Source organism: Psychroserpens sp. Hel_I_66, assembly GCF_000799465.1.
Taxonomy (GTDB): Bacteria; Bacteroidota; Bacteroidia; order Flavobacteriales; family Flavobacteriaceae; genus Psychroserpens.
This window is the reverse complement of sequence record NZ_JUGU01000001.1, coordinates 802,964-825,228: the sequence shown is the minus strand read 5'-3', so window position 1 is coordinate 825,228 and position 22,265 is coordinate 802,964. Positions and strand designations below refer to the sequence as shown.

The 22,265-nt window shown below is 33.9% G+C and carries 25 protein-coding genes; 17 read left to right on the top strand and 8 right to left on the bottom strand.

The window, feature by feature from the left end; genetic code table 11:
- The first annotated feature begins 112 nt into the window (after nt 1-112).
- From GQ40_RS03805 to GQ40_RS03795, 3 genes are read left to right on the top strand one after another with little or no spacing between them, the layout of a single operon-like run.
- Complete coding sequence (locus GQ40_RS03805; protein ID WP_047545893.1) at nt 113-1,798, top strand: M23 family metallopeptidase; 1,686 nt, start codon at nt 113-115, stop codon at nt 1,796-1,798.
- 11 nt (nt 1,799-1,809) lie between these two features.
- On the top strand, nt 1,810-4,287 hold the full coding sequence (locus tag GQ40_RS03800; RefSeq protein WP_052184138.1) for a carboxypeptidase-like regulatory domain-containing protein: 2,478 nt from the start codon (nt 1,810-1,812) through the stop codon (nt 4,285-4,287).
- 9 nt (nt 4,288-4,296) lie between these two features.
- A complete protein-coding gene (locus GQ40_RS03795; protein WP_047545891.1) occupies nt 4,297-5,127 on the top strand; it encodes a hypothetical protein in 831 nt (276 codons plus the stop codon).
- Nucleotides 5,128-5,135: 8 nt separating this feature from the next.
- Here GQ40_RS03795 and GQ40_RS03790 read toward each other — a convergent pair whose 3' ends face one another.
- The gene (locus GQ40_RS03790; protein WP_047545890.1) at nt 5,136-6,281 is read right to left on the bottom strand and encodes a cysteine desulfurase family protein; all 1,146 of its coding nucleotides are present in this window, start codon (nt 6,279-6,281) and stop codon (nt 5,136-5,138) included.
- Nucleotides 6,282-6,416: 135 nt separating this feature from the next.
- Between GQ40_RS03790 and GQ40_RS17020 the strand changes: the two genes are divergently transcribed.
- Nucleotides 6,417-7,379 (top strand): hypothetical protein, encoded by a 963-nt coding sequence (locus GQ40_RS17020; RefSeq protein ID WP_052184137.1) that lies wholly within the window; start codon nt 6,417-6,419, stop codon nt 7,377-7,379.
- Here GQ40_RS17020 and GQ40_RS03780 read toward each other — a convergent pair whose 3' ends face one another.
- Nucleotides 7,380-7,931, bottom strand: a complete 552-nt coding sequence (locus tag GQ40_RS03780) for a Smr/MutS family protein (RefSeq protein ID WP_047545888.1) — start codon at nt 7,929-7,931, stop codon at nt 7,380-7,382.
- Nucleotides 7,928-8,122, bottom strand: coding sequence for a hypothetical protein (locus GQ40_RS03775; RefSeq protein WP_047545886.1), 195 nt, complete (start codon nt 8,120-8,122; stop codon nt 7,928-7,930). The genes GQ40_RS03780 and GQ40_RS03775 overlap by 4 nt, the downstream gene beginning before the upstream one ends.
- Before the next feature lie 155 nt (nt 8,123-8,277).
- Between GQ40_RS03775 and GQ40_RS03770 the strand changes: the two genes are divergently transcribed.
- From GQ40_RS03770 to GQ40_RS03760, 3 genes are read left to right on the top strand one after another with little or no spacing between them, the layout of a single operon-like run.
- The gene (locus GQ40_RS03770; RefSeq protein ID WP_047545884.1) at nt 8,278-10,137 is read left to right on the top strand and encodes a T9SS type A sorting domain-containing protein; all 1,860 of its coding nucleotides are present in this window, start codon (nt 8,278-8,280) and stop codon (nt 10,135-10,137) included.
- Between the two features lie 47 nt (nt 10,138-10,184).
- Nucleotides 10,185-10,472, top strand: coding sequence for a DUF2752 domain-containing protein (locus GQ40_RS03765; RefSeq protein ID WP_047545882.1), 288 nt, complete (start codon nt 10,185-10,187; stop codon nt 10,470-10,472).
- A gap of 9 nt (nt 10,473-10,481) precedes the next feature.
- Entirely contained in the window at nt 10,482-10,823 is a 342-nt protein-coding gene (locus GQ40_RS03760; RefSeq protein WP_047545880.1) for a CCC motif membrane protein, read from the top strand.
- A 77-nt stretch (nt 10,824-10,900) separates the two neighbouring features.
- Here GQ40_RS03760 and rocD read toward each other — a convergent pair whose 3' ends face one another.
- Nucleotides 10,901-12,181: an ornithine--oxo-acid transaminase gene (gene rocD, locus GQ40_RS03755; RefSeq protein WP_047545878.1), complete on the bottom strand. Its 1,281-nt coding sequence runs from the start codon at nt 12,179-12,181 to the stop codon at nt 10,901-10,903.
- A gap of 151 nt (nt 12,182-12,332) precedes the next feature.
- Nucleotides 12,333-12,428: a Ycf66 family protein gene (locus GQ40_RS17915; RefSeq protein ID WP_156115506.1), complete on the bottom strand. Its 96-nt coding sequence runs from the start codon at nt 12,426-12,428 to the stop codon at nt 12,333-12,335.
- 51 nt (nt 12,429-12,479) lie between these two features.
- On the opposite strand from GQ40_RS17915, the gene rlmD reads away from it, so the two are divergent.
- From rlmD to GQ40_RS03730, 5 genes are all read left to right on the top strand, one after another.
- Complete coding sequence (gene rlmD / locus GQ40_RS03750) at nt 12,480-13,892, top strand: 23S rRNA (uracil(1939)-C(5))-methyltransferase RlmD (RefSeq protein ID WP_047545876.1); 1,413 nt, start codon at nt 12,480-12,482, stop codon at nt 13,890-13,892.
- A 27-nt stretch (nt 13,893-13,919) separates the two neighbouring features.
- Nucleotides 13,920-14,282: a four helix bundle protein gene (locus GQ40_RS03745; RefSeq protein WP_047545874.1), complete on the top strand. Its 363-nt coding sequence runs from the start codon at nt 13,920-13,922 to the stop codon at nt 14,280-14,282.
- 21 nt (nt 14,283-14,303) lie between these two features.
- On the top strand, nt 14,304-14,873 hold the full coding sequence (locus GQ40_RS03740; RefSeq protein ID WP_047545872.1) for a DUF6452 family protein: 570 nt from the start codon (nt 14,304-14,306) through the stop codon (nt 14,871-14,873).
- A complete protein-coding gene (locus GQ40_RS03735; protein WP_047545870.1) occupies nt 14,839-15,591 on the top strand; it encodes a DUF6048 family protein in 753 nt (250 codons plus the stop codon). Before GQ40_RS03740 ends, GQ40_RS03735 begins: the two co-directional genes overlap by 35 nt.
- A 94-nt stretch (nt 15,592-15,685) precedes the next feature.
- Complete coding sequence (locus tag GQ40_RS03730; RefSeq protein ID WP_047545868.1) at nt 15,686-16,387, top strand: TVP38/TMEM64 family protein; 702 nt, start codon at nt 15,686-15,688, stop codon at nt 16,385-16,387.
- On the opposite strand, the gene GQ40_RS03725 is transcribed toward GQ40_RS03730, so the two are convergent.
- Nucleotides 16,384-17,544, bottom strand: coding sequence for a class I SAM-dependent RNA methyltransferase (locus GQ40_RS03725; protein WP_047545866.1), 1,161 nt, complete (start codon nt 17,542-17,544; stop codon nt 16,384-16,386). The two genes, GQ40_RS03730 and GQ40_RS03725, sit on opposite strands and share 4 nt — an antisense overlap.
- 95 nt (nt 17,545-17,639) lie before the next feature.
- Between GQ40_RS03725 and GQ40_RS03720 the strand changes: the two genes are divergently transcribed.
- From GQ40_RS03720 to GQ40_RS03700, 5 genes are all read left to right on the top strand, one after another.
- Nucleotides 17,640-18,371: a class I SAM-dependent methyltransferase gene (locus GQ40_RS03720; protein ID WP_052184321.1), complete on the top strand. Its 732-nt coding sequence runs from the start codon at nt 17,640-17,642 to the stop codon at nt 18,369-18,371.
- On the top strand, nt 18,371-19,045 hold the full coding sequence (locus GQ40_RS03715; protein WP_047545861.1) for a ZIP family metal transporter: 675 nt from the start codon (nt 18,371-18,373) through the stop codon (nt 19,043-19,045). Before GQ40_RS03720 ends, GQ40_RS03715 begins: the two co-directional genes overlap by 1 nt.
- 308 nt (nt 19,046-19,353) lie before the next feature.
- Entirely contained in the window at nt 19,354-19,782 is a 429-nt protein-coding gene (locus GQ40_RS03710; protein WP_047545859.1) for a DUF4268 domain-containing protein, read from the top strand.
- A gap of 37 nt (nt 19,783-19,819) precedes the next feature.
- On the top strand, nt 19,820-20,191 hold the full coding sequence (locus tag GQ40_RS03705) for a VOC family protein (RefSeq protein ID WP_047545857.1): 372 nt from the start codon (nt 19,820-19,822) through the stop codon (nt 20,189-20,191).
- Between the two features lie 113 nt (nt 20,192-20,304).
- Nucleotides 20,305-20,781 (top strand): DUF3124 domain-containing protein, encoded by a 477-nt coding sequence (locus GQ40_RS03700; protein ID WP_047545855.1) that lies wholly within the window; start codon nt 20,305-20,307, stop codon nt 20,779-20,781.
- A 4-nt stretch (nt 20,782-20,785) separates the two neighbouring features.
- On the opposite strand, the gene trhA is transcribed toward GQ40_RS03700, so the two are convergent.
- Both trhA and GQ40_RS03690 read right to left on the bottom strand, forming a co-directional pair.
- Complete coding sequence (gene trhA / locus GQ40_RS03695) at nt 20,786-21,412, bottom strand: PAQR family membrane homeostasis protein TrhA (protein ID WP_047545853.1); 627 nt, start codon at nt 21,410-21,412, stop codon at nt 20,786-20,788.
- On the bottom strand, nt 21,412-22,101 hold the full coding sequence (locus GQ40_RS03690) for a DUF4294 domain-containing protein (protein WP_047545852.1): 690 nt from the start codon (nt 22,099-22,101) through the stop codon (nt 21,412-21,414). Before GQ40_RS03690 ends, trhA begins: the two co-directional genes overlap by 1 nt.
- Nucleotides 22,102-22,265 lie beyond the last annotated feature (164 nt).

Genomic DNA, 22,265 nt, shown 5'->3' with positions numbered 1-22,265 from the left:
ATTAATGAAAATTAGTTATAATACTGTATAATTGGTATCTAACTCTTTTATGCAAATATACTTTTGATGATTATTTTGAAATTAATATTTTAGCATCTAACTAAACGCTTTTATGAAATTCACCATTTTCTTTATTTTTTGCACTACAATAGGTTTTTCTCAATCCCCTTATCCTCAAGACTATTTTAGAAGTCCGTTGGATGTTACGTTAGTTTTATCTGGAACATTTGCAGAGTTAAGATCGAATCATTTCCATTCTGGATTGGATATAAAAACAGAACAACGTACAGGACTTAATGTCTATGCAGCAGCAGAAGGCTATGTAAGCAGAATAAAAGTGTCTCATTATGGCTACGGAAAAGCCCTTTATATCACACATCCTAATGGCTACGTTAGCGTTTACGCTCATTTAAGTAAATTCGCCCCACGTATCCAAAAATATATCAAAGCTTGTCAATATGACAAAGAAAGCTATGAAGTTGAAATGTTTCCCAGTCCTGAAGAACTTCCCATTTCAGCAGATGAGATTGTAGCATTATCTGGAAATAGTGGGAGTTCTGGTGGACCTCATTTGCACTTTGAAATTCGTGACAATGAAGAGCGCCCAATAAACCCCTTACTTTTTGGTTATGATGTGAAAGACTCAAAAGCACCCTTTATTACTGGTGTTTATGCCTATCCAAAAAGTAAAAATGCGCACATAAATAACGTTAAAAAAAGAGAAGAGCTAAGATTAATACCAAATAAAAATGGTGATTATACCACTGAACCTATTGAAGCCTTTGGTGAAATTGGTTTTGGAATTATAAGTAATGACCAGCAAGATTTAGCATACAATAAAAATGGATTGAGCAATATCCAGGGTTTTTACAATGGCAACAAAACCTTTGAAATGGACTTTAAACGTTTTAGCTTTGATGAGTCCAAACACATCAATCGTTTTATAGATTATGAATTATATAAGGACAAAAATGATAGAATTCAAAAATTATTTGTCCAATCTGGCAACACACTTAGTATGCTCAAAGATGTAGAGTCTAATGGTTATATAACGGTTGAGGACAGCACAAACACCATTTATAAAGTGAGATTGAGAGATTTTAAGGGTAATGAATCCTGGTTAACAATTCCCGTTAAAGGAAAACCCGCGAAAGAGATTTTAGAAGCTCCAGAGCTCAAGCCAAATACTTTTATCTTTGCAAATCAAGTGAATGAATTGGAAAAAGACAACGTTTCTGTTTATTTTCCGAAGGAAACATTTTACGAAGATTTTCATATCGATTTTAGTGTCTCAAACGACACCCTTAAACTTCACCAAAACACTGTACCATTAATGAAATATTATACTATCACATATGATATTAGCAATTATAGTGACGATGATAAAGACAAATTATTTATAGCTAATTTATATGGTTATTATCAAAGACCAAGCTATTTAAGTACAAAACGATTAGGGGATCGACTGTCTGCAAGAACAAAATCATTGGGAACTTTTACTTTAGCAAGTGACACCGTTAATCCAACCATTAGACCTGTAAATTTTAGTGACGGGAAATGGGTGAGCAAACTCAATGAATTAACCGTAAAAATAGATGATGATCTTTCTGGGATTAGTAATTATAGAGCAACCATCAATGGTAAATGGATATTAATGGAGTATGACTATAAAAAAGATACACTAACCTATGATTTTGACGATAATGTAAATACGGAAACAGAAAATAACCTAAAAGTAATCGTAACCGATAATGTGGGAAATAGTACTACATTTGAAGCTACATTTTTCAGAAAATAAAAAACTACCTTTTGAAGCTACATATCACACTCATTATTGCCTTTTTAGGCTTTTCTTTCTTCGGAATATCACAAACCGCAACCCTTCGAGGTGTTATTCTTGACGAAAGCAACAGGCCTATTTCCAACGTAAACATAAAAGCTGGAAGCGACGGTACAACAACAAATGAAAACGGATTTTACATCCTAAAAATACCTGCAAATAAAGACATAACTCTTGTTTTTACGCATTTGAGCCATAAACGTATTGAAGCAAAATTCAATTTAAAAAACGGACAAGAAATTGAGTTTAATCCTGTAATGAGTGTCGAGATTGAGCAAATTGCAGCAGTAGTCATCAATCAAAACACGCGTCAAAAAGTGGATGGCATTGTTACTATAACTCCCGAAGTGATTAGAACAGTCAAAGGCGCGAATCCTGGAGTAGAAAATTTACTAAAAACATTACCTGGTGTAAATATATCAAATGAGCTGAGTACACAATATTCGGTACGTGGTGGAAATTTTGACGAGAACCTTGTCTATGTCAATGAGATCGAAGTCTATCGTCCGTTTTTAATCCGTTCTGGTCAACAAGAAGGATTGAGTTTCGTAAATACAGATATGGTGCAAAATGTAGATTTCTCCGCTGGTGGATTTCAAGCAAAATATGGCGACAAATTATCCTCTGTTTTAGACATTACCTATCGTAATCCTGTAAGATTTGGCATTCGTGCAGACGCAAGTTTATTGGGTGGAAGCCTAACTGCCGAAGCTATGAGCAAAGACTCCAAGCTCTCGGGAATTGTAGGTTTACGCTATAGAGATAACAGTTTGTTGATTAATTCCCTGGAGACCGAAACTAACGTAAGACCGGTTTTTGCAGATGCACAAGCCTATTTAACTTATAAGTTTAGCGATAAATTTCATCTTAATTTCCTCGGAAACATCTCCTTGAACAAATACAATTTCAAACCTCAAAACAGGCAGACTAATTTTGGTACTTTAGATGAACCTGTTGCATTGCTTGTATTTTATGAAGGACAGGAAAAAGACCAATACTTCACGAATTTTGGCGCGTTTAAAGCGAATTATTTTGCTTCGGAAGATTTGACGCTAAAATTAATAGCTTCAGCATATCATACAACAGAAGAAGAATATTTTGACATTTTAGCACAGTACAGATTGGGAGAGGTCAATAGTAATATTGGTGAAGAGAATTTGGGAGAAGTAGAATTTTCCGAAGGTATTGGATCACAACTCACGCATGCTCGTAACGATTTGGACGCAATAATCGTTAACGTTGAGCACAAAGGAGATTACAAAATTGACGATGAAAGTACTTTAGAGTGGTCCTTAAAATATACCCACGAAGATATTAGAGATCGATTGATTGAATGGGAAGTTATTGATAGCGCAGGATTTTCGGTAAGACCTCCAATTTTCGATTTCCCAAACAATCAACCTTATGAGCCTTTTCAAGGTCCGCTTGTTGCTTTTCAAAATGTAAGAGCTACCAATGCGGTTCAAATTGATAGATTACAAGCGTATGCACAATGGAGCAAACGCACAATGCTTGGCAATAATGAAGTGTTTTACAATGCTGGTGTGAGAGTTCACAACTGGACGGTAAATAGTGATATTGCAAACCAAGATGGTGTGTCTTCTTCAACACAAACGGTTTTTAGCCCTAGGGCACAGTTCGCCATAAAACCAAATTGGGAAAAGGACATGTTATTTAGGGTTGCAGGTGGTTTATACTACCAACCGCCTTTTTATCGTGAGCTGCGAGATTCTTCGGGCACGGTCCAGCCTGATGTGAAAGCTCAAAAGTCTTTTCATATTGTGTTGGGTAATGAATACAGTTTCAAAATGTGGGATCGTCCTTTTAAGCTCGTTTCCGAAGCATATTATAAAAATTTGAGTGATGTGAATCCCTATACTTTAGAAAATGTGAGGATTAGATATCGCGCTAAGAATAACGCTAAAGCCTACGCTTACGGTCTAGATTTACGTCTTAACGGAGAGTTTGTTCCAGGAACAGAAAGCTGGTTTAGTTTTGGATACCTTAAAACTGAGGAAAACATTGAGGATCGTGGTTTTATTGCGAGACCAACCGATCAACGTTTAAAATTTGGCGTGTTGTTTCAGGACTATGTACCAAATATTCCAGATTTAAAGATGTACCTAAATCTTGTGTATAATACTGGAGTGCCTGGAGGTTCGCCAAGTTATGCAGATCCTTATGATTTTCAAACGCGTTTACGTGATTATAGACGTGCAGATTTAGGGATTTCATTGGTGCTGGTTGATCAAAATAAAACCTACACGAGCAAATGGAAACAGAAATTTAAAGAGCTGTCTATTGGCGCTGAGATTTTTAATATGTTTAATGCGCAAAATACAATAACGAATACTTGGGTGAGAGATGTTTACAGCAAACGACAGTACGCGATCCCAAATTTCTTGACACCTCGTGTGTTTAATGTGAGGTTAAGTGCTAGGTTTTAATATTATGATATGAGATATATAGTTGTTTTATTTTTGGTTCTTTTTGCTTCATGTTCGAGTGATGATAATGACAATTTTATAGATAACCCATGCAAATTAACAAAAGTAAGAGCTGGAGCTCTTTATTATGAATATGTTGAAGTAGAAAATTTTATAAGCTTTTCAACTGAATTTAATGAGATAAATTTTGAGTATGATTCTAATGGCAGGATTAATAAAGTCACAGGAGGTCCAATTCCTACAGCTTCTGGATCTAGTTTAAGTTCATGGATATTTGTAAATACTCCAATTTATAATATTACTTATCTAAACAATACAGTGACTTTAGATAGTAATATAGAAAGTATTGATGGCGACAATGTTAATGAATATGTTATAGAAAATGAAAAAGTCATTTCAAGATCTGTAGTTAGTAAGTATAATTTTTTCATAAACCTCCTAACTAATTACGATTACGAGTATTTTGACAATTATATAGAAGAATATAGAAATGACGAACTTTTTAGAACATTGTATTTCGAAAATGAAAATCTTGTCAAGATAGAAGAATTAAAATATTTTAATTTTGAAAATCCTTCGGAAGACCCTAATACGCTAATTGGAAAAACAGAATATATTTTTTCTGAATTTGACAACACTACAAACCTCTTAAAGGGTCTCTTTTATATTGACGGAGCATTTTATAAAGCCTTCTCTCAAAACAATTTTCAGAAAATCACACAGAACAATTATAATTATATAGATGGTGAGTTTATTATTGATTCCGGAGGATACAGATCATTCAACTTTGGAGTTAATGAAGATGGCTCCAATGGAATGTTCACTCAAATTTGTGACTAGTAATAGTTTTATTTTTCAATAAAATCCTTCAAAACGCCAACCACGTAATCCACTTCCTTTTTTGTATTGTATTTGCTAAACGAGAAACGAACGGAAGGTTTTAACAATTCCTCATCATTAAGAATTTCGGTAAGTACGTGTGAGTTTTGCGAGCTTCCGCTTTGGCAGGCACTTCCTTTTGAGCAGGCAATCCCTTTAAGGTCTAATTGAAAATGTAGCATCCCAGCTTTTTCTGCGGAAATTGGCAACCTTACATTCACTAAAGTATAAGTACTTTTTTGTAAATCTTCAGAAGTACCATTAAAACCGATATCTGGAGACAGTTTTTTTAATTCTGAAATAAAATAGGTCTTTAGTTCTTTGATGTGAAGGCTTTCGGTTTCTAAATTTTTGTATGCAATGGCTAACGCTTCGTCCATACCAACAATATTGTGGATAGATTCTGTTCCTGCCCTTAGACCTCGCTCCTGCTCTCCTCCAAAAATAGAGGCTCGCAGTCCGCTATTTTTCCGAAGAAAAGCAAATCCAACACCTTTTGGTCCATGAAACTTATGAGCACTGGCAACCAAATAATCTATTGGTATCTCTTGCAAATCCATTTTATAATGACCAACAGATTGCACAGTATCACTGTGAAAAAGGGCATTATTACTTTTGCATAGTTGGGCTATATATTTTAAATCTAATTTATTACCAATCTCGTTATTGATGTGCATCAACGATACTAACTTTTTATTATCATTTTGCAGCAAAGTTTCTAAATGCGATACATCAACATTGCCTTGTTGGTCCAAATCAACGTAATTTACGTTGATATTGTATTCGGTTTTAAGTTGATCTACGCAATGTAAAATGGCGTGGTGCTCAATTTTTGAGGTTATAATTTCGGTGACATTCAAATCTCTTACAGCGCTTCTAAGCACTAGATTATCTGCTTCTGTACCACCTGATGTGAAAACAATTTCGGCAGCTGAGACATTAAAATGGGAGGCGATTCGTTTTCTTGATAATTCAATGACAGATTTTGATTGCCTACCATAACTATGTATAGATGAAGGGTTTCCGAAGGTATTCTTCATTACATCGCTCATAACATCAACAACCTCCTTACGAATAGGTGTTGTGGCAGCATTATCAAAATAAACCGTTTTCATAAAATTTTAATATTCTAGTGCAAAGATGCAACTTTATGAGCGTTTTAAAAACTCTTAAACTTACCTATCAAAATTATTTGTTAATCACAACCGTTAAACTTTTAAATCTTTTATTTTTGTTTTAAAAATACTGCGATGCGTAATATATTATTTATCTTTTTTATTGGGATTTTAGCTTTGGGTTGTGATGATGGTGATGTTTTTGAGGTTAATTTTGCATTTGATGAAGTTTTGGATTTATGTGAAGATACCAACGTAGGTAATTATTTATTATACGAAACCAAAATGGACCCAAGCGAATCGAGGTCACTCCTTTTTCCAATAGCTGGCAACACTGATGTTTTTGATCCTCCCGTATACAATAGTTTAGAGCCATTTGGATATACTAAAGAATTAACTATAAATGGTACATCTATACGTTTTAATTATAGAACTTACAATGGAGATCCAGATAATTTGATCTGCCAATCTATACCAGATCCAGGAACAGAGATTTTGGAAGATTACTCTGCACTTGCTGGAGCCAATGTTATATTTTTAACCACCTATGAAGATGATGACAATGATGGTGTACCATCTAATGATGAAGGTCGTGGTATTAGGGCAGAAGATGGTACTTATCCTGATGCCATAGATACAGATGGTGATGGCATCCCTAATTATCTTGACCAAGATGATGATAATGATAATGTATTGACAATTAATGAAATTGGCTTAGATGAAGGCGAGGATATCGCAGATGCCTTAAATACCGATTTAGAATTAGAAATTGCAAACGGTGAAACGCCAGTCCCTAATTATTTAGACAGTGATGATGATGGAGATGGTACACCCACCATTAATGAGGATGAAAATAGTAATTCATTATTAACAGATGATTTTAATGAAATCGGAGAAATCAATCCACCACCTAGATATTTGGATGTCATGGCGACAGAATTTTTTACTGCTGGTGAACTATTAGAGAATATATACACAAGAACAACTGTAGTAAGAGTCACACTAAACGATGTTAATTTAGGGATCGGGAATTTTGATGAAATCGAACTAGGAACATATACATTTCCTACAGTTTTCGCAGAAGAGGAAGATGAATAATTAATCCTTCACATTCTGAAATATATAAACCTCAGTAGCACCTAAACCATACTTCTGGTAATCTGCTGCGTAATATTTTACATTGTCATAACGTCCAAAAAGATACTCAAGCTCAGCTTTGAGAACACCCTCTCCAACACCATGAATAAATACCACTTTTTGAATTCGTTTTTGGATGGCAAATTCCAATTTATGGCGAGCAGTATCTAACTGGAGGTTTAACATCTCAAAATTATCCATATGTTTATTAGACGTTGTAATTTGATGGATGTGAAGATCTACCTCCATAGCTGGCAAGCTTCTTTCCTTTGGTTTGACCTTGACAGATCTACGTTTACCAGAGTTCTCTTTTTCATCAATTACAGCACTTGCGTTGGTATCAACAAAAATTTGGGAGGTAAGGGATTTATTTTTTATGACTTCGGAAGATAAAAACTCCATCTCAAAACCGTCATCTGTAGTAATAAAGAGGGTATCATCTACAATCTTAGAAATCACACCATCAATATTTTCATCTAGAACAGAAACAGAATCACCTACTTTAAATTTCATAGTATAGAATTTTGATCATCATTATCTGTATTTTTTTTACTTGGTATATTTCTGGAAATATTATAAATACCGAGCATTAAAATTACAATCCCACCGATTAATATGAGCTGATTTTGGTCTGCTTTCGCTTGAGCATAAATTGCTATTAATCCGCCAATTAAGATTAAAAAATAACTTATTTTTTTGTTCATAATAAAATGTTAACGATGTAATTCCGCCAATCATCGAAATTAATTATAATTATTAGATAACTAAAATTACTTATAAAAAATATTAAGTTTTTTTTATTTAACTTTTGTGCTTCAAAATCTTATCTTTTGAAGAATTAAAATTTAATTTGCTAAACATGAATAAATCATATTCCCTCTTGATTACATTTCTTATAACTTCATTCAGTTTTGCTCAACTTACTGTTCGTAACGATGCCTTCATCTTTGTTGATGGTGTAGCCTTTACAGAAGGAACAGATGTGGCTCCCTTGTTTGTAACAGGAGCTGTCAATCTCAACGAAACAAACAGTAAAATATACTTAAGAAACGAAGCACAATTATTACAAGGTGATGCTGTGTCCACAAATTCTGGTGTTGGGGAATTAAGTGTACAGCAAAATGGAAACACCAATCAATGGGCGTATAATTACTGGTGTTCGCCTGTAGGAAATAATTCAGCTGCATCTGGTAATGAGCCATCAAGAGTCAATTTAATAGATGAATCATCGACAACGTCATTGACAGATAGTAATGACGCATTTTTTACAACAGCTTATGATGGAATAGCGTCTCCCCTAACTATATCAAATAGATGGCTTTACAAATTTGAAGCATTTGATGAATATGCTGAGTGGGAAGCTTTAAACGAAACATCAAACATAACAGTTGGACTTGGTTTTACAATGAAGGGTATGGGAACATCATTAACACTTGGAGCAAGTAGCCAACAATATGATTTTAGAGGAAAACCAAATTCTGGTACCATAACAAATAATATTGCAGCAGGACAATTTACTTTAATAGGTAATCCATATCCTTCTTCACTGGATGCTGCAGACTTTTTATGGGATGCGCAAAATGTGAATTTATTTGATATTGCAGCACCAGGAGTTACTACTGGAGTTCTATATTTTTGGGAACAGGCACCAAACTCTAATTCACATTTTATAGAAGATTATGTTGGTGGTTATGCGTCGTATACATGCACACAACCAGATGGCTCAGACAATGTGGTTGAGTCATTTGTCCCAGCGCCATACCTGTTTTATTTTGCAGACGGAACCGTTAACACTCCTCCTGGAATACCTGCAAATGGTTTTAAAGTATCAAGAAGATATTTACCAGTAGGACAAGGATTTATGGTAGAAGGTGCAGCGGGAATTCCCTCAAGCAGCCAAGTTTACGTCAAAAATTCACACCGTAATTTTTATAAAGAATCTTCTACAAATAGTGAATTTTTTAGAACAACTATGTCTAATACGGAAGAAGATCCAACAGCTAGCCAATATGATGAAAATGGCTATTTTATAGTACCTGAAGGTTACGGAAGATTTAGATTGGCAGCAAGTTTTAATGGCTTATATTCAAGAGAGCTTTTAGCAAACTTCCATCAAACAGCCACTAACGGATTTGACTACGGTATGGAGGCAAAACTATCAGAAACTTTCCCAACAGATATTAATTGGACCTCCGACGACAATAATTACGTCATTCAAGCTCATTCATTTGATATAGAACTTGTAATTCCATTAAAGGTAAAAGTTGAAACTCAACAGCAAATTACTTTTGGAATCTTCGACATCCAAAACTTCGATGAATCCCAGTCAATCTATATCCATGATATTGACAATGGCATTTATGTAAACCTAAAAGAACAAAACTACAGTATCAATTTAGAACCTGGAGAATACCAAAACCGATTTGAAATAACTTTTCAAGCAGAGACGTTAAGCACAGAGGACATAGCAGACTTGGATTTTGATGTTTTTCAGAATATCAGAAATTCAGAATTAACAATTATGAATCCTAATGGTTTAGACATTACATCAATTAGTTTGGTTGACGTTTCAGGAAAAAGAGTTATACATAATCATAATGCTGGACACGAAACAGAGTACCGTTTCTCTACAAAAACGTTAAGCAACGGTGTTTATGTTGCGACTATTATTACCGACAGTAACCAATCGGTTTCTAAAAAGGTTATCATTAAAAACTAAAATAAAATACATCCTTTTTGCTACTTTTGTGTGACTAAATCAATATTATGATGTCTCCAGAAGACTACATGCTACCTTGTCTTAATAAAAAAATCTTTGGATTAGATTGCATGGGTTGCGGTATGCAACGCTCTATAGCATTTATTTTAAATGGAGATTTCATACAAGCATTTCAAATGTATCCTGCTATTTATAGTTTAATCGCTTTGATTGGAGTTATATTTATAAATTACTTTAAAAATTTCAAGCACGCTTATAAAATAATTATTATTTTGGCTATTATAAATGCCATTTTAATTCTTGGCAATTTTACATATAAAACCTTTTTAAACTAACAAATCAACATGGAACACAATCAAACACAAGAACAGCTTCAAAATTCAACCCTAATTCTAGTTCTAGGTATCTTATCAATAATTGGCTGTTGCTGTTATGGTATACTCGGGATAATTTTGGGTGTCGTGACTTTAGTATTAGCAAAAAAAGCAACTGCTATATATATGGCCAATCCAGAAATGTATACAGGATTTCAAAATGTAAAAATAGGAAGAATACTAGCAATCATAGGGCTTGTACTTAGTGCAATTTATCTAGCTATTAATATTTATTTTTACGTTGTTGTAGGAGTTGAAGGAATTGAGCAAATGCAAAAAGATTTATTGGAACAATTGCAGCAAAATCAATAGTATTATAATAAATCAAATAAAAAAACCTCAATATAAGTATTGAGGTTTTTTTTTGGTTTAATTTTTCTTCGGAAATTTTAAGACTCGAATTGTTTCAGAGTCTTTACAATAATCGCTACACAATCTAACAATTGCTCTTTAGTCATCACTAAAGGTGGTGCAAAACGTATAATATTACCATGTGTTGGTTTAGCTAAAAGTCCGTTGTCTCTTAATGCCAAACAAATATTCCAGGCAGTATCACTATCCTCATCATCATTTATAACAATAGCATTCAACAATCCCTTACCTCTCACCAAATTTACAATTGGACTTGTTTCAATATACTTATTTAATTCACTTCGGAAAAGTTCTCCCAACTGAAACGCATTTTCTGCCAAATCCTCATCTCTAACCACCTCAAGCGCTGCAACTGCAACTGCTGCTGCAATTGGGTTTCCACCAAAAGTACTTCCGTGGTTTCCAGGTCTAATCACATTCATTACTGTATCATTTGCCAAAACAGCACTTACAGGATAAGCTCCTCCAGATAATGCTTTGCCTAAAATGAGGATATCTGGTTTGACCTCTGGTGTGCCAGAGCAATTTTTATCTGTACAACTACAATTTCCGCAGGTAGCCAATAAACGACCCGTTCTCGCAATCCCGGTTTGTACTTCATCTGCAATAAAAAGTACATTATGTTTTTCGCACAGTGCTTTTGCCTTTGCCAAATACCCTTCACTTGGCACATAAACTCCAGCTTCACCTTGAATTGGCTCAACCAAGAATCCTGCGACATTTTTATTATTCTGCAAAGCATCTTCCAACGCTTTGATGTTATCGTATTCTATTTTTATAAATCCGTCTGTATAAGGTCCAAAATTCTTTCTAGCAACAGGATCGTTACTAAAGGAAATAATGGTTGTTGTTCTTCCGTGGAAATTATTTTCGCATACAATGATCTCAGCTTCATTCTCAGCGATCCCTTTCACTTCATAAGCCCATTTTCTGCAGATTTTCAAAGCGGTTTCTACTGCTTCTGCACCTGTGTTCATTGGCAAAAGTTTGTCGAAATGAAAATATTCTGAAGCATACTTTTCATATTTACCCAACATATCATTGTAAAACGCTCTTGAGGTCAAACTCAATGTCTGCGCTTGTTTGGTCATAGCATCTACAATTTTTGGGTGGCAGTGCCCTTGATTTACTGCGGAATAAGCGGAGAGGAAATCGTAATATTTTTTTCCTTCTACATCCCAAACATACACACCTTCTCCTCTACTCAATACTACTGGTAACGGATGGTAATTGTGTGCACCATACTTGTTTTCTAAATCTATCGCCTGTTGCGAGGTTAATTGGTCTAAAACAGCCATTTTAAAAATAATTTAATAAATGAATACAATATCCATTCCTTCATCACCTTTATTCTTTCAATGTGAGCCCAGCATTACATTAGTGAAGTTATGAGCATTTGAAAAAGCAGCGTGGGAGAGAAATCATCCCTGAGGCATGCAAATTAATAATTTATTGTCTCATTCTAAAATTTTCCCAGATAAAGAAGATGCACATCAATAAACTGATTATTTGGGAAAGGTTCATTTTATTCGCAAGTTTTTTCAAGATAATTGTATTTACCTATATTTTATCTGTTTCGATTATTATTTTTGCACCATGGCAAGACGTAAAAATAAAAGACAGATTTTCGAGAATATCGAAGTTATAGATGCAGGTGCAAAAGGTAAAACGATTGGCAAAGCTCCAGACGGACGTGTCATTTTTTTACCTAACGCTGTTCCTGGTGACGTTGTAGATGTGGAAACGTTTAAAAAACGTACGTCTTATTTTGAGGGAAAAGCTATAAAATTCCATAAACTTTCAGATAAAAGAACAACTCCAAAATGTGAACACTTTGGTGTTTGTGGTGGTTGTAAATGGCAGGATATAGATTATCAATATCAGCTGGAATACAAACAAAAAGAGGTGACTAATAATTTGGTTCGTCTTGGCCATTTAGAATTGCCAGAAGTAACTCCTATTCTTGGTTCTGCGGAACAATATTTCTACCGCAATAAAATGGAATTTTCATTTAGCGATAGTCGTTGGTTAACCGTTGAGGAAGTTCAAAGTGACAGAGACTTAGGCGATAGAAATGCTTTGGGATTTCATATTCCAGGCATGTGGGATAAAATTCTTGACATCAATAAATGTTGGTTGCAAGAAGATCCTTCAAACGATATTAGGAATGCTGTGAAAGAATTTTCTGTAGCAAACGGTTTGGAGTTTTTCAACACCAGAAACCAAACCGGTTTATTACGTACGATGATGATTCGAACATCTACCACTGGCGATGTAATGGTGATGATTCAGTTTTTTAAAGATGATAAGCCAAAACGTGAATTATTGCTGGATTTTGTTGCTGAAACATTTCCGCAGATCACCTCATTACAATATGTGATTAACGAAAAAGCCAACGATACTATTTACGATCAAGATGTGATTCTTTATAAAGGTGAAGATCATATTTTTGAGGAAATGGAAGGTTTGCGATTTAAAATCAATGCCAAATCATTTTATCAAACGAACTCTCATCAAGCTTACGAACTTTATAAGATCACGAGAGATTTCGCTAATTTAAAAGGAGAAGAATTAGTTTATGATTTATATACCGGTACTGGGACGATTGCGCAATTTATTGCAAAACATGCTAAGCATGTAGTTGGTGTTGAAGCGGTTCCTGATGCTATTGTTGCTGCCAAGGAAAATGCACAATTAAACGGAATTGATAACGTTGACTTTTTTGTTGGCGATATGAAAAACGTATTTAACGATGAATTTATTAAGCAAAATGGAAGACCAGATGTCATTATTACAGATCCTCCTCGCGATGGTATGCATAAAGATGTTGTTAATCAAATATTAAACATTGTACCAGAGAAAATAGTTTACGTAAGTTGCAACAGTGCAACGCAAGCTAGGGATTTGGCATTGATGAAAGATGTTTACAAAATAGTTAGAACCCAAGCTGTAGACATGTTTCCACAAACGCACCATGTCGAGAATGTTGTGCTTTTAGAGAAAAGGTAAAAATGTGTATTCGTTTATTTGTTTAATATGAAAGTGTATTCGTTTGAAAAACTAGAGGTTTGGAAAGAGTCAATTACTCTATTTAAATTAATATATAAAATTACGGATAAGTTTCCTTCAGAAGAAAAATTTGGATTAATAAGTCAATTGAGAAGAGCATCGGTTTCTATATCTTCAAATTTAGCTGAAGGAACTTCAAGAAAAACAAAAAATGATAAAGCTCATTTTACAACTATGTCCTTTAGCTCAACAATGGAGATTCTTAATCAATTAATAATTTCTAAAGATTTAAATTTTATTACTGAAGATAATTATACTTTAGCAAGACAAAAAATTGAGAAAACATCCAATATGTTAAATGCTTTACGGAATTATCAGCTAAACGCATAAACGAATAAACATTAATTGTCAATGAAAAAAATATTAATATTAATTGTAACATTGGTTTCATTAATTTTCACTCTTACCTTATTAGGTTGTGAGCGTGATGATATTTGTGCTGAAGCTGTAGCAACTACACCTCGCTTAATTATTAGATTTTACGACATTAACAATCCAGATAATCTCAAACAGGTGAGACAATTGGAAGTTGAAGGTCTAATAGATGGCAGTGATGAGTCTAACGGAATAATAATACCCAGAGCAAATACAGATTCTATTAATTTACCTTTGAATTTCGAATCCGAAATGGAAACATTTACTCGTTTTCGACTAACAAAGGATGCAGATTTTGCAAATGACACTAACGCCGATGGAGAAGATAATGAAGACACAGTTTCCAATCCAGATGTTATTACCATAAAATACACGCCAGAATTTATATACGTATCAAGAGCATGTGGCTATAAAAGTATCTTTAACCTAGATGAAATCGAAGGTATTTCAAGAGAAGTTGATGAAGATATATGGATTACAAGTTTTGAAATCGTTAATCAAACTATAGACAATGAGAACGCAGCACAGATTATTATTTATCATTAATTTGGTGATAGTGATGCTATTTTCATTAGCATCTCACGCACAAATTGGTGATACCGAGAAGCAACCAGACACCTTGGTCTATAAACAAAAATACGGACTAAGATTAGGAGGTGATATTGGCAAAATAGCGCGTTCTTTAATTGATGAAGATTATACTGGTTTCGAAATTAACGGTGATTATAGATTGACAAAAGATTTATATCTCGCTGGAGAATTAGGTATTGAAGAGCGAAGAATTGCAACAGATTTTTTAGACGTAACAGCCAATGGAAGTTACTTTAAGGCAGGTATTGACTATAATACCTATACTAATTGGCTAGATATGCAAAATATGATTTATACTGGCTTTAGAGTTGGTGTGAGTACATTTAGCCAAACCCAAAACCAATTTACCATTTACAATACAAACCAATATTGGAACAATCCAGTGACTGTCACTCAAGCAGAAGAATTTAATGGTCTCTCTGCAATTTGGGCCGAATTAATTATTGGGCTGAAAGCAGAACTTTTTACAAATCTATATGCTGGTCTAAACATTCAAATTAAAGCAATGGTCTCACAAGATCAACCTGTAGATTTCGAGAATCTATACGTGCCTGGCTTTAATAGAACTTATGATAGTGGTCGCTTTGGTTTAGGTTTTGGCTATACCATCTCCTATCTCGTACCTATTTACAAAAAGGATAAAAAAGTAGTTGTTGAGAAAGAAGAGCAATAGTCATTTTAATTTTAGCATTTTGGCAAACTTTTAAGTCTCTTTCTTTGAGTATCTAGAGGGTTTTAATTACTTTATATTCTTAGATTAATTTTTTATGGCATCACATTCCGAAGAAAAAAGTAAAACTCCCTTGATCGTTTCAATCGTCATTGTCTTGGCTGTTGTAGTGAGTTATTTTACATTTTCAAATGTTCAAGACTTTATGGATAATGCTTGGGATGTTCTATCAAGTGGCGACCAAAAGCGTATAGAAAATTGGGTGGTACAATTTGGAGCTTTGGGGCCTTTGGTTCTAGTGCTCTCAATGATCATACAGATGTTTCTAATTGTGATACCTTCGGTTTTATTAATGATCGTTTGTATTGTTGCTTATGGTCCTGTTTGGGGAAGTCTACTTGTATTAATAGCAATTTGGAGTGCATCAACTATTGGTTACTTAATTGGTAAACATTTTGGCCAAGGTCCCGTCGCTAAAATTATTGGACAGCAAACCGAAGATAAAATAACAGATTTTCTAAAAGATTATGGGTTTTGGGCTATTGCGATTACTCGAATAAATCCTTTTTTATCAAATGATGCCATCAGTTTTGTTGCTGGAGCTTTGAAAATGAATTATCTCAAATTTATTTCAGCCACTCTTTTGGGCATTGCACCTCTTACACTGTATTTAGCTATTATTGGTGAAAACACGCAAAGTTTAAAAACTGGTTTACTATATGGATCGATAGTGAGCTTAGTTGTATTTTTAGCATATGTTTATTGGGATAAAAAACTCAGAAAAAAACACAATAATTAATTATCCATATATTTTCCCTTCTTACTCCCTTCGTACATTACGTATTTAACCAATCTTGCTTCTAACTTGGCATTTACCAAATGAATTTTTCTTGAAGGTCTCAATCCCACATGCTTTAAAGCATCTAAATTTGAAGTTATAAACCAAGCATCGGTTCCTGGGTAACCTTGTTTTAAGGTATCACCTATTTCTTTATAGAACGTCTCCATATTAATATCTAAACGTTCACCATATGGCGGATTAAAAACCATATGCAATTTACGATCACCTGCCTTTTGAGTCTTAAAAAAATCTTCATGCTTTATAGTGATAAAATCTTCTAAATGTGCATTCTTTATATTGTCCTTTGCTTTAGTAACTGCACTTGGTGATTTATCGTAACCGTATATTTTATGGTGAAAGTCCCTAGTTTTGTTTAACAAGGACTCCTCAATTTTTTCAAAGAGCTCAACATCCCAATTCTCCCAACGCTCAAAAGCAAATTCCTTACGCATTAAGTTTGGTGGTATATTACATGCAATCATTGCAGCTTCAGCTAAAATAGTACCACTACCGCACATCGGGTCCATAAAATCACATTGACCATCCCAACCAGAAAGCATCACTAAACCCGCTGCAAGCACTTCATTTATTGGTGCAATATTTGTCGCTGTTTTATAACCACGTTTGTGTAAAGACTCTCCAGAAGAATCTAAAGAAATAGTACAATCCTTTCTGTCAATATGTACATTTATTTTCAAATCAGGGAAACGTAAATCCACATTAGGTCTTTGGCCTGAGAGTTCTCTGAATTTATCAACAATGGCATCTTTGGTTTTTTGGGCAACATAAAGAGAATGTGTAAAAGCATCAGAATTTACAGTAGCACTAATGGCCAAAGTACCTGTTGGTTTTAGATACTCGTGCCAAGGCATTTTATAAATTTGATCATAAAGATCCTGCTCATTGTTAACTTTAAAAGTATGGATGGGTTTTAAAATTTTTATAGCTGTTCTTAATGAAAGATTTGCTTTGTACATAAAACCTTTATCTCCTTCAAAACTTACATTTCTAACGCCTTTTTTAACATGCATTGCGCCTAATTGTATCAGTTCCCTCTCAAGTAATTCTTCAAAACCAAATAAGGTTTTTGCTACCATTTTATAATTATTCTCCATGCGCTTCGACTAATCGTGTATAGATTGCAAAAATAAAGTATTTTTGTGGTTTAGAAGATGAATTAAAGAGATTCCCAAAGCTTTGGGAAATGTTTATGGCAAAACAAACACAACATTGGTATGCATCTTGGTTTGACACACCATTTTACCATATTTTATACAAAGACAGAAACCATAATGAAGCTCAGCTTTTTATGGATAACCTAACCAATTACCTAAACCTTCCAGAACACGGTGAGATTTTGGATTTGGCCTGCGGAAAAGGCAGACATTCCTTATATCTCAACAGTTTAGGATACAATGTCACTGGAGTGGATCTATCTGAAAACAGCATTGCATACGCCAAACAATTCGAAAATGAGACCCTTCATTTTGATGTTCACGATATGTGCAAACCTTATAAAAAACAATTTGACGCAGTATTCAATCTGTTTACGAGTTTCGGTTATTTTGAGAAAGAGGAAGATAACCTTAATACCATAAAAGCAATTCAAGAAGATCTAAATGAGACAGGTTTTGGTGTTATTGATTTTTTAAACAGCCAATATATTATTGATCATCTGGTTTCCGAAGATGTAAAAACCGTACAAGGAATTGATTTTTATCAAAAACGAAGTATTCAAGACGGTTACATTGTTAAAGATATTTCTTTTTCTACGGAAGGTGAAGATTATAAGTTTCAAGAACGAGTTAAAGCATTTACACTAAAAGATTTTGAAACACTTTTTGAAAAAGCTGGCGTATATTTATTAGACGTTTTTGGAGATTATAAATTAAATCGTTTTGATGCCAAGACATCAGAGCGTTTAGTCATGATATTTAAATAATGCAATCGTATTTACTCCCCATATTAGCTGTAGGTATTGGTATTTTTTTTGCGTTTATAACCAAACAAAAAAAATCAAATTACACTAAGTTACTACTCTCATTTAGTGGTGCATTTTTATTGGCACTCACCTTGTTTGACTTATTACCAGAAGTGTACCACCACTTAGAAGCTAAAAAAACCGGACTCTTTATTATGTGCGGAATTTTACTTCAAATCATTTTAGAGTTCTTTTCTAAAGGTGCAGAACATGGGCACGTCCATATTCACAAAGAGGAGACCAATTTCCCATGGTTGTTATTTATAAGTTTATGTGTGCATAGTTTTTTAGAAGGTTTTCCAATTCACGATCATAACGACATGGTTTACGGAGTACTCATCCATAAAATCCCAATTGCAGCGCTAATAACCGCATTTTTACTGCAATCTAATTTTAACAAACTCCAAATAGGAAGTTTTCTAATTGTATTTACATTAATGACACCTTTAGGGACCTTCATTTCTAATGCTTCGGAAATATCAACTCATTACCTCACCATCATCAATGCCATTGTGATTGGGATCTTTTTTCATATTTCTACAACCATACTTTTTGAAACTGGAGAAGGACACAAATTCAATCTTTCAAAATTGGTCGCTATTGTTTTGGGTGTTGGGATTGCTTATATAATATAGTTAATAATTATATGAATAAACTCATAAACAAAAATCGCGTAACATGTTTATTAGTTTTTTCCATATTACTAATAACAATATTTCCAATAATTTTTGTTTTTCATAAAACAATCTCACAAGATCCATATGGTCTAAAATTTATTGTAATGATTGTTTTTGTGATAATTGGAATAATTGGAATTTTTATTGACTATTTGTTTTTCGTAATCATAAAAAATAAAAGGATATTGAACCTAGTTGAACTATTTCTAATAATTTATTTTCTTTATATCTTTTGGCCAAGATAAAAAATCAATTAATAAATACAAATGTTCTCAAAAGAAGAAAGTCGCCAATTAAGACAGGAATTTTGGACAAGTTTCGGGAAGTCCTTTCCTAGAAAATGGATTCTTTATGATACAAAAATCAAAGGCTTTTCGTTTAAATTTCATTTTGACAATAAAACTGCACTTGTCGCTTTAGATCTTGAGGATGATCTAGAAAACCGAATCAAGTATTGGGAGAAATTACAGTCTTTAAAATCGATTTTGGTGAGTGATTATATTTCCGAAGTCATTTTTAAAGAAGAATACTTTCTAGAAAATGGTAAGGAAATCTCAAGAATCTTCGTGCCTCTTGAGCAAAAAGTGTCCATTCACAATAAGAATACATGGCGAGAAGTAATGGTATTTTTTAACGAAACAATGCATCAATTTGAATTGTTCTTTGAGGAATATCGAGATATTTTAGAAGATTAATTTATATCTTTAAACAGTTAATTTTAAAAATACACTTATGAAACTAGGCGCATTCTCCATTAGTTTAGCAGTTAAAGATATCAAAGCCTCCAAAGCATTTTACGAAACTTTAGGTTTTAAGGTTTTTGCTGGACAATTAGAAAATAATTATCTCATCATGAAAAACGGAAATTCTTTGATTGGCTTATTTCAAGGCATGTTTGAAAATAATATTCTAACCTTTAATCCTGGTTGGGATGAAAATGCAAATGCATTGGATGCGTTTGATGATGTAAGAGCAATTCAAAAACATTTAAAATCTAAAGATATCACATTACAAACCGAAGCAGATGAAGCAACCTCTGGTCCAGCAAGCTTTGTTGTTCTTGATCCAGATGGTAATGCTATATTGATAGACCAACATGTATAAAAAGTTATCTTTTCATTTTAGTGCTACTTATAAGAAATAACAATATCTTAGTCATTAGATTAATTTAAAGCCTTAATACATTGAAATCAGCAGCCTTTTTTTTACTTATTAGCATGATATTTCTAAGTTGTGAAACAGCAACCGAAACCGAAGATATCCACGAAGAAAACTGGAATAAACGACAGGTAAAAATAGCTTTGAGTGATTCTTTAAATTCTGGTAAATCTTATTTGTCTATTTATTCTCAAATTTATAGCATTTCACAACATAGAACTCATAACTTAACTGCAATGGCCAGTTTAAGAAATGTTAGCGACACAGATACCATCTACTTAACTAAAGCTGCTTACTACGACACACATGGTACACTTTTAAAAACATATTTTGATAAGCCTATTTATTTAGCACCTTTAGAAACCACCGAAATTATAATAGATGAAGTTGACGTTGAAGGTGGTACAGGTTCTAATTTCATTTTTGAATGGAGCATACCAAATAATTGTCCTGAACCTTTTTTTGAAGGTGTCATGAATTCTACAATGGGCAAGCAAGGGTTATCATTTACTACGCAATCAATTAGAATTAAATAAGACGTTAGATCACATAACCGTACACCATAAAAAAGTGACAAATCGCACCACCCAAGACAAATATGTGCCAAATCACATGATTGTATGGAATTTTATCAATGGCATAAAAGAGAATGCCTATTGTGTAAAAAGCACCTCCTGCGAATAACAAAAAAAGTCCGTTGGATGGCATACGCTCAGCTAAAGTAGAAAAATCAAAAACGATGAGCCAACCCATTACCAAATACAACAACGTCGAAAACGTCTCAAAACGTCCTGTAAAAAATAATTTCAAAACCACGCCAAAAGCAGCAATTCCCCAAACAACCCAAAAGAGCGTCCAACCGAGACTATCTGGTAAGGTAATTAACAAAACGGGTGTGTAAGTTCCTGCAATTAGTAAATAGATGCTAATATGATCTACAATTCTAAAATAGTGTTTACGCTTTTCTCCTTTAACCGCATGGTAAAATGTTGAGGCGAGAAACAAAATAATGATTGACAAGCCATAAACGATCACACTAAAAAGTGCATATGGCGTTTGAGATTTTAAGGTAAAGACCAATAGTATTAATCCCAAAATGCCTAGTGCAGCTCCTATACCGTGACTCCATGCGTTTAACCGTTCTTCAAAAGGAGTTTGGATACGCATTAATTTTTGTTTTCTGCAGTAGCTTTATTGTTAAGCCATTTATCGGTTAGGTCATAAAAATCAAAATCAATTGCTGGCTTTTGACGTTCTAATTGCCTGTTTTGAAATGCTCTTTCCAAAATATCCTCGATCAAAAAATCCTCTTTCACTTCCATTGGATTGAATTCTTCTTTCAACGAAATATCAAATAGGCTAGCAGTGGTATTGAACCAAAATGCTCGCCAACCGCTTCGTAACTCTTTGATGAGATCAAAGGTTGTGTTTCCGGTTTGGCGATGGATCAACTTTACAAGAATCTGTCCTTCGGTTCTGGTGAGTTTCTTTAATTCCGCAGAAAACTCATCTTCAATATATTTCTGTATTTTTTTGGCGTATTTTTTCTTTGCACGTTTACTCTCTAGCTTTTCTAAACGCTCAGACAAAGTAGTCAAACGATCTGCAGCCAATTTAGCGTATGGGTAGACCTTAAGTGTTTTTCGTTTTAAAATCAAGTAGGTGATACGATCTTCTTTACTTGCGAATTTGAGTTTGTGCAAGAGTAAAACTTCATTGAGATCTATGGCTGTTTTTGGAATGGAATCGCCATCTACCAGAATATATTCTACAACGGTAGAGTCCTGCACCACAGGTTCTATTTGTGCTGTGAGCATCAGTGGAAAACAGAGTAAAATGTAAAACAGTCGATTCATAGGTAGGTAATTATCCAAAACTATTCCAAATACGATGCAAAATTAATTATTTACAGATTGTAAACCCTTAAAATCATATTAATATTGTGATTTGTTGGTTTTTTCTTCGGAAATGGGCATAAAAAAGACCTGTTGGTTTTAATTCAACAGGTCTTTAATTTGAA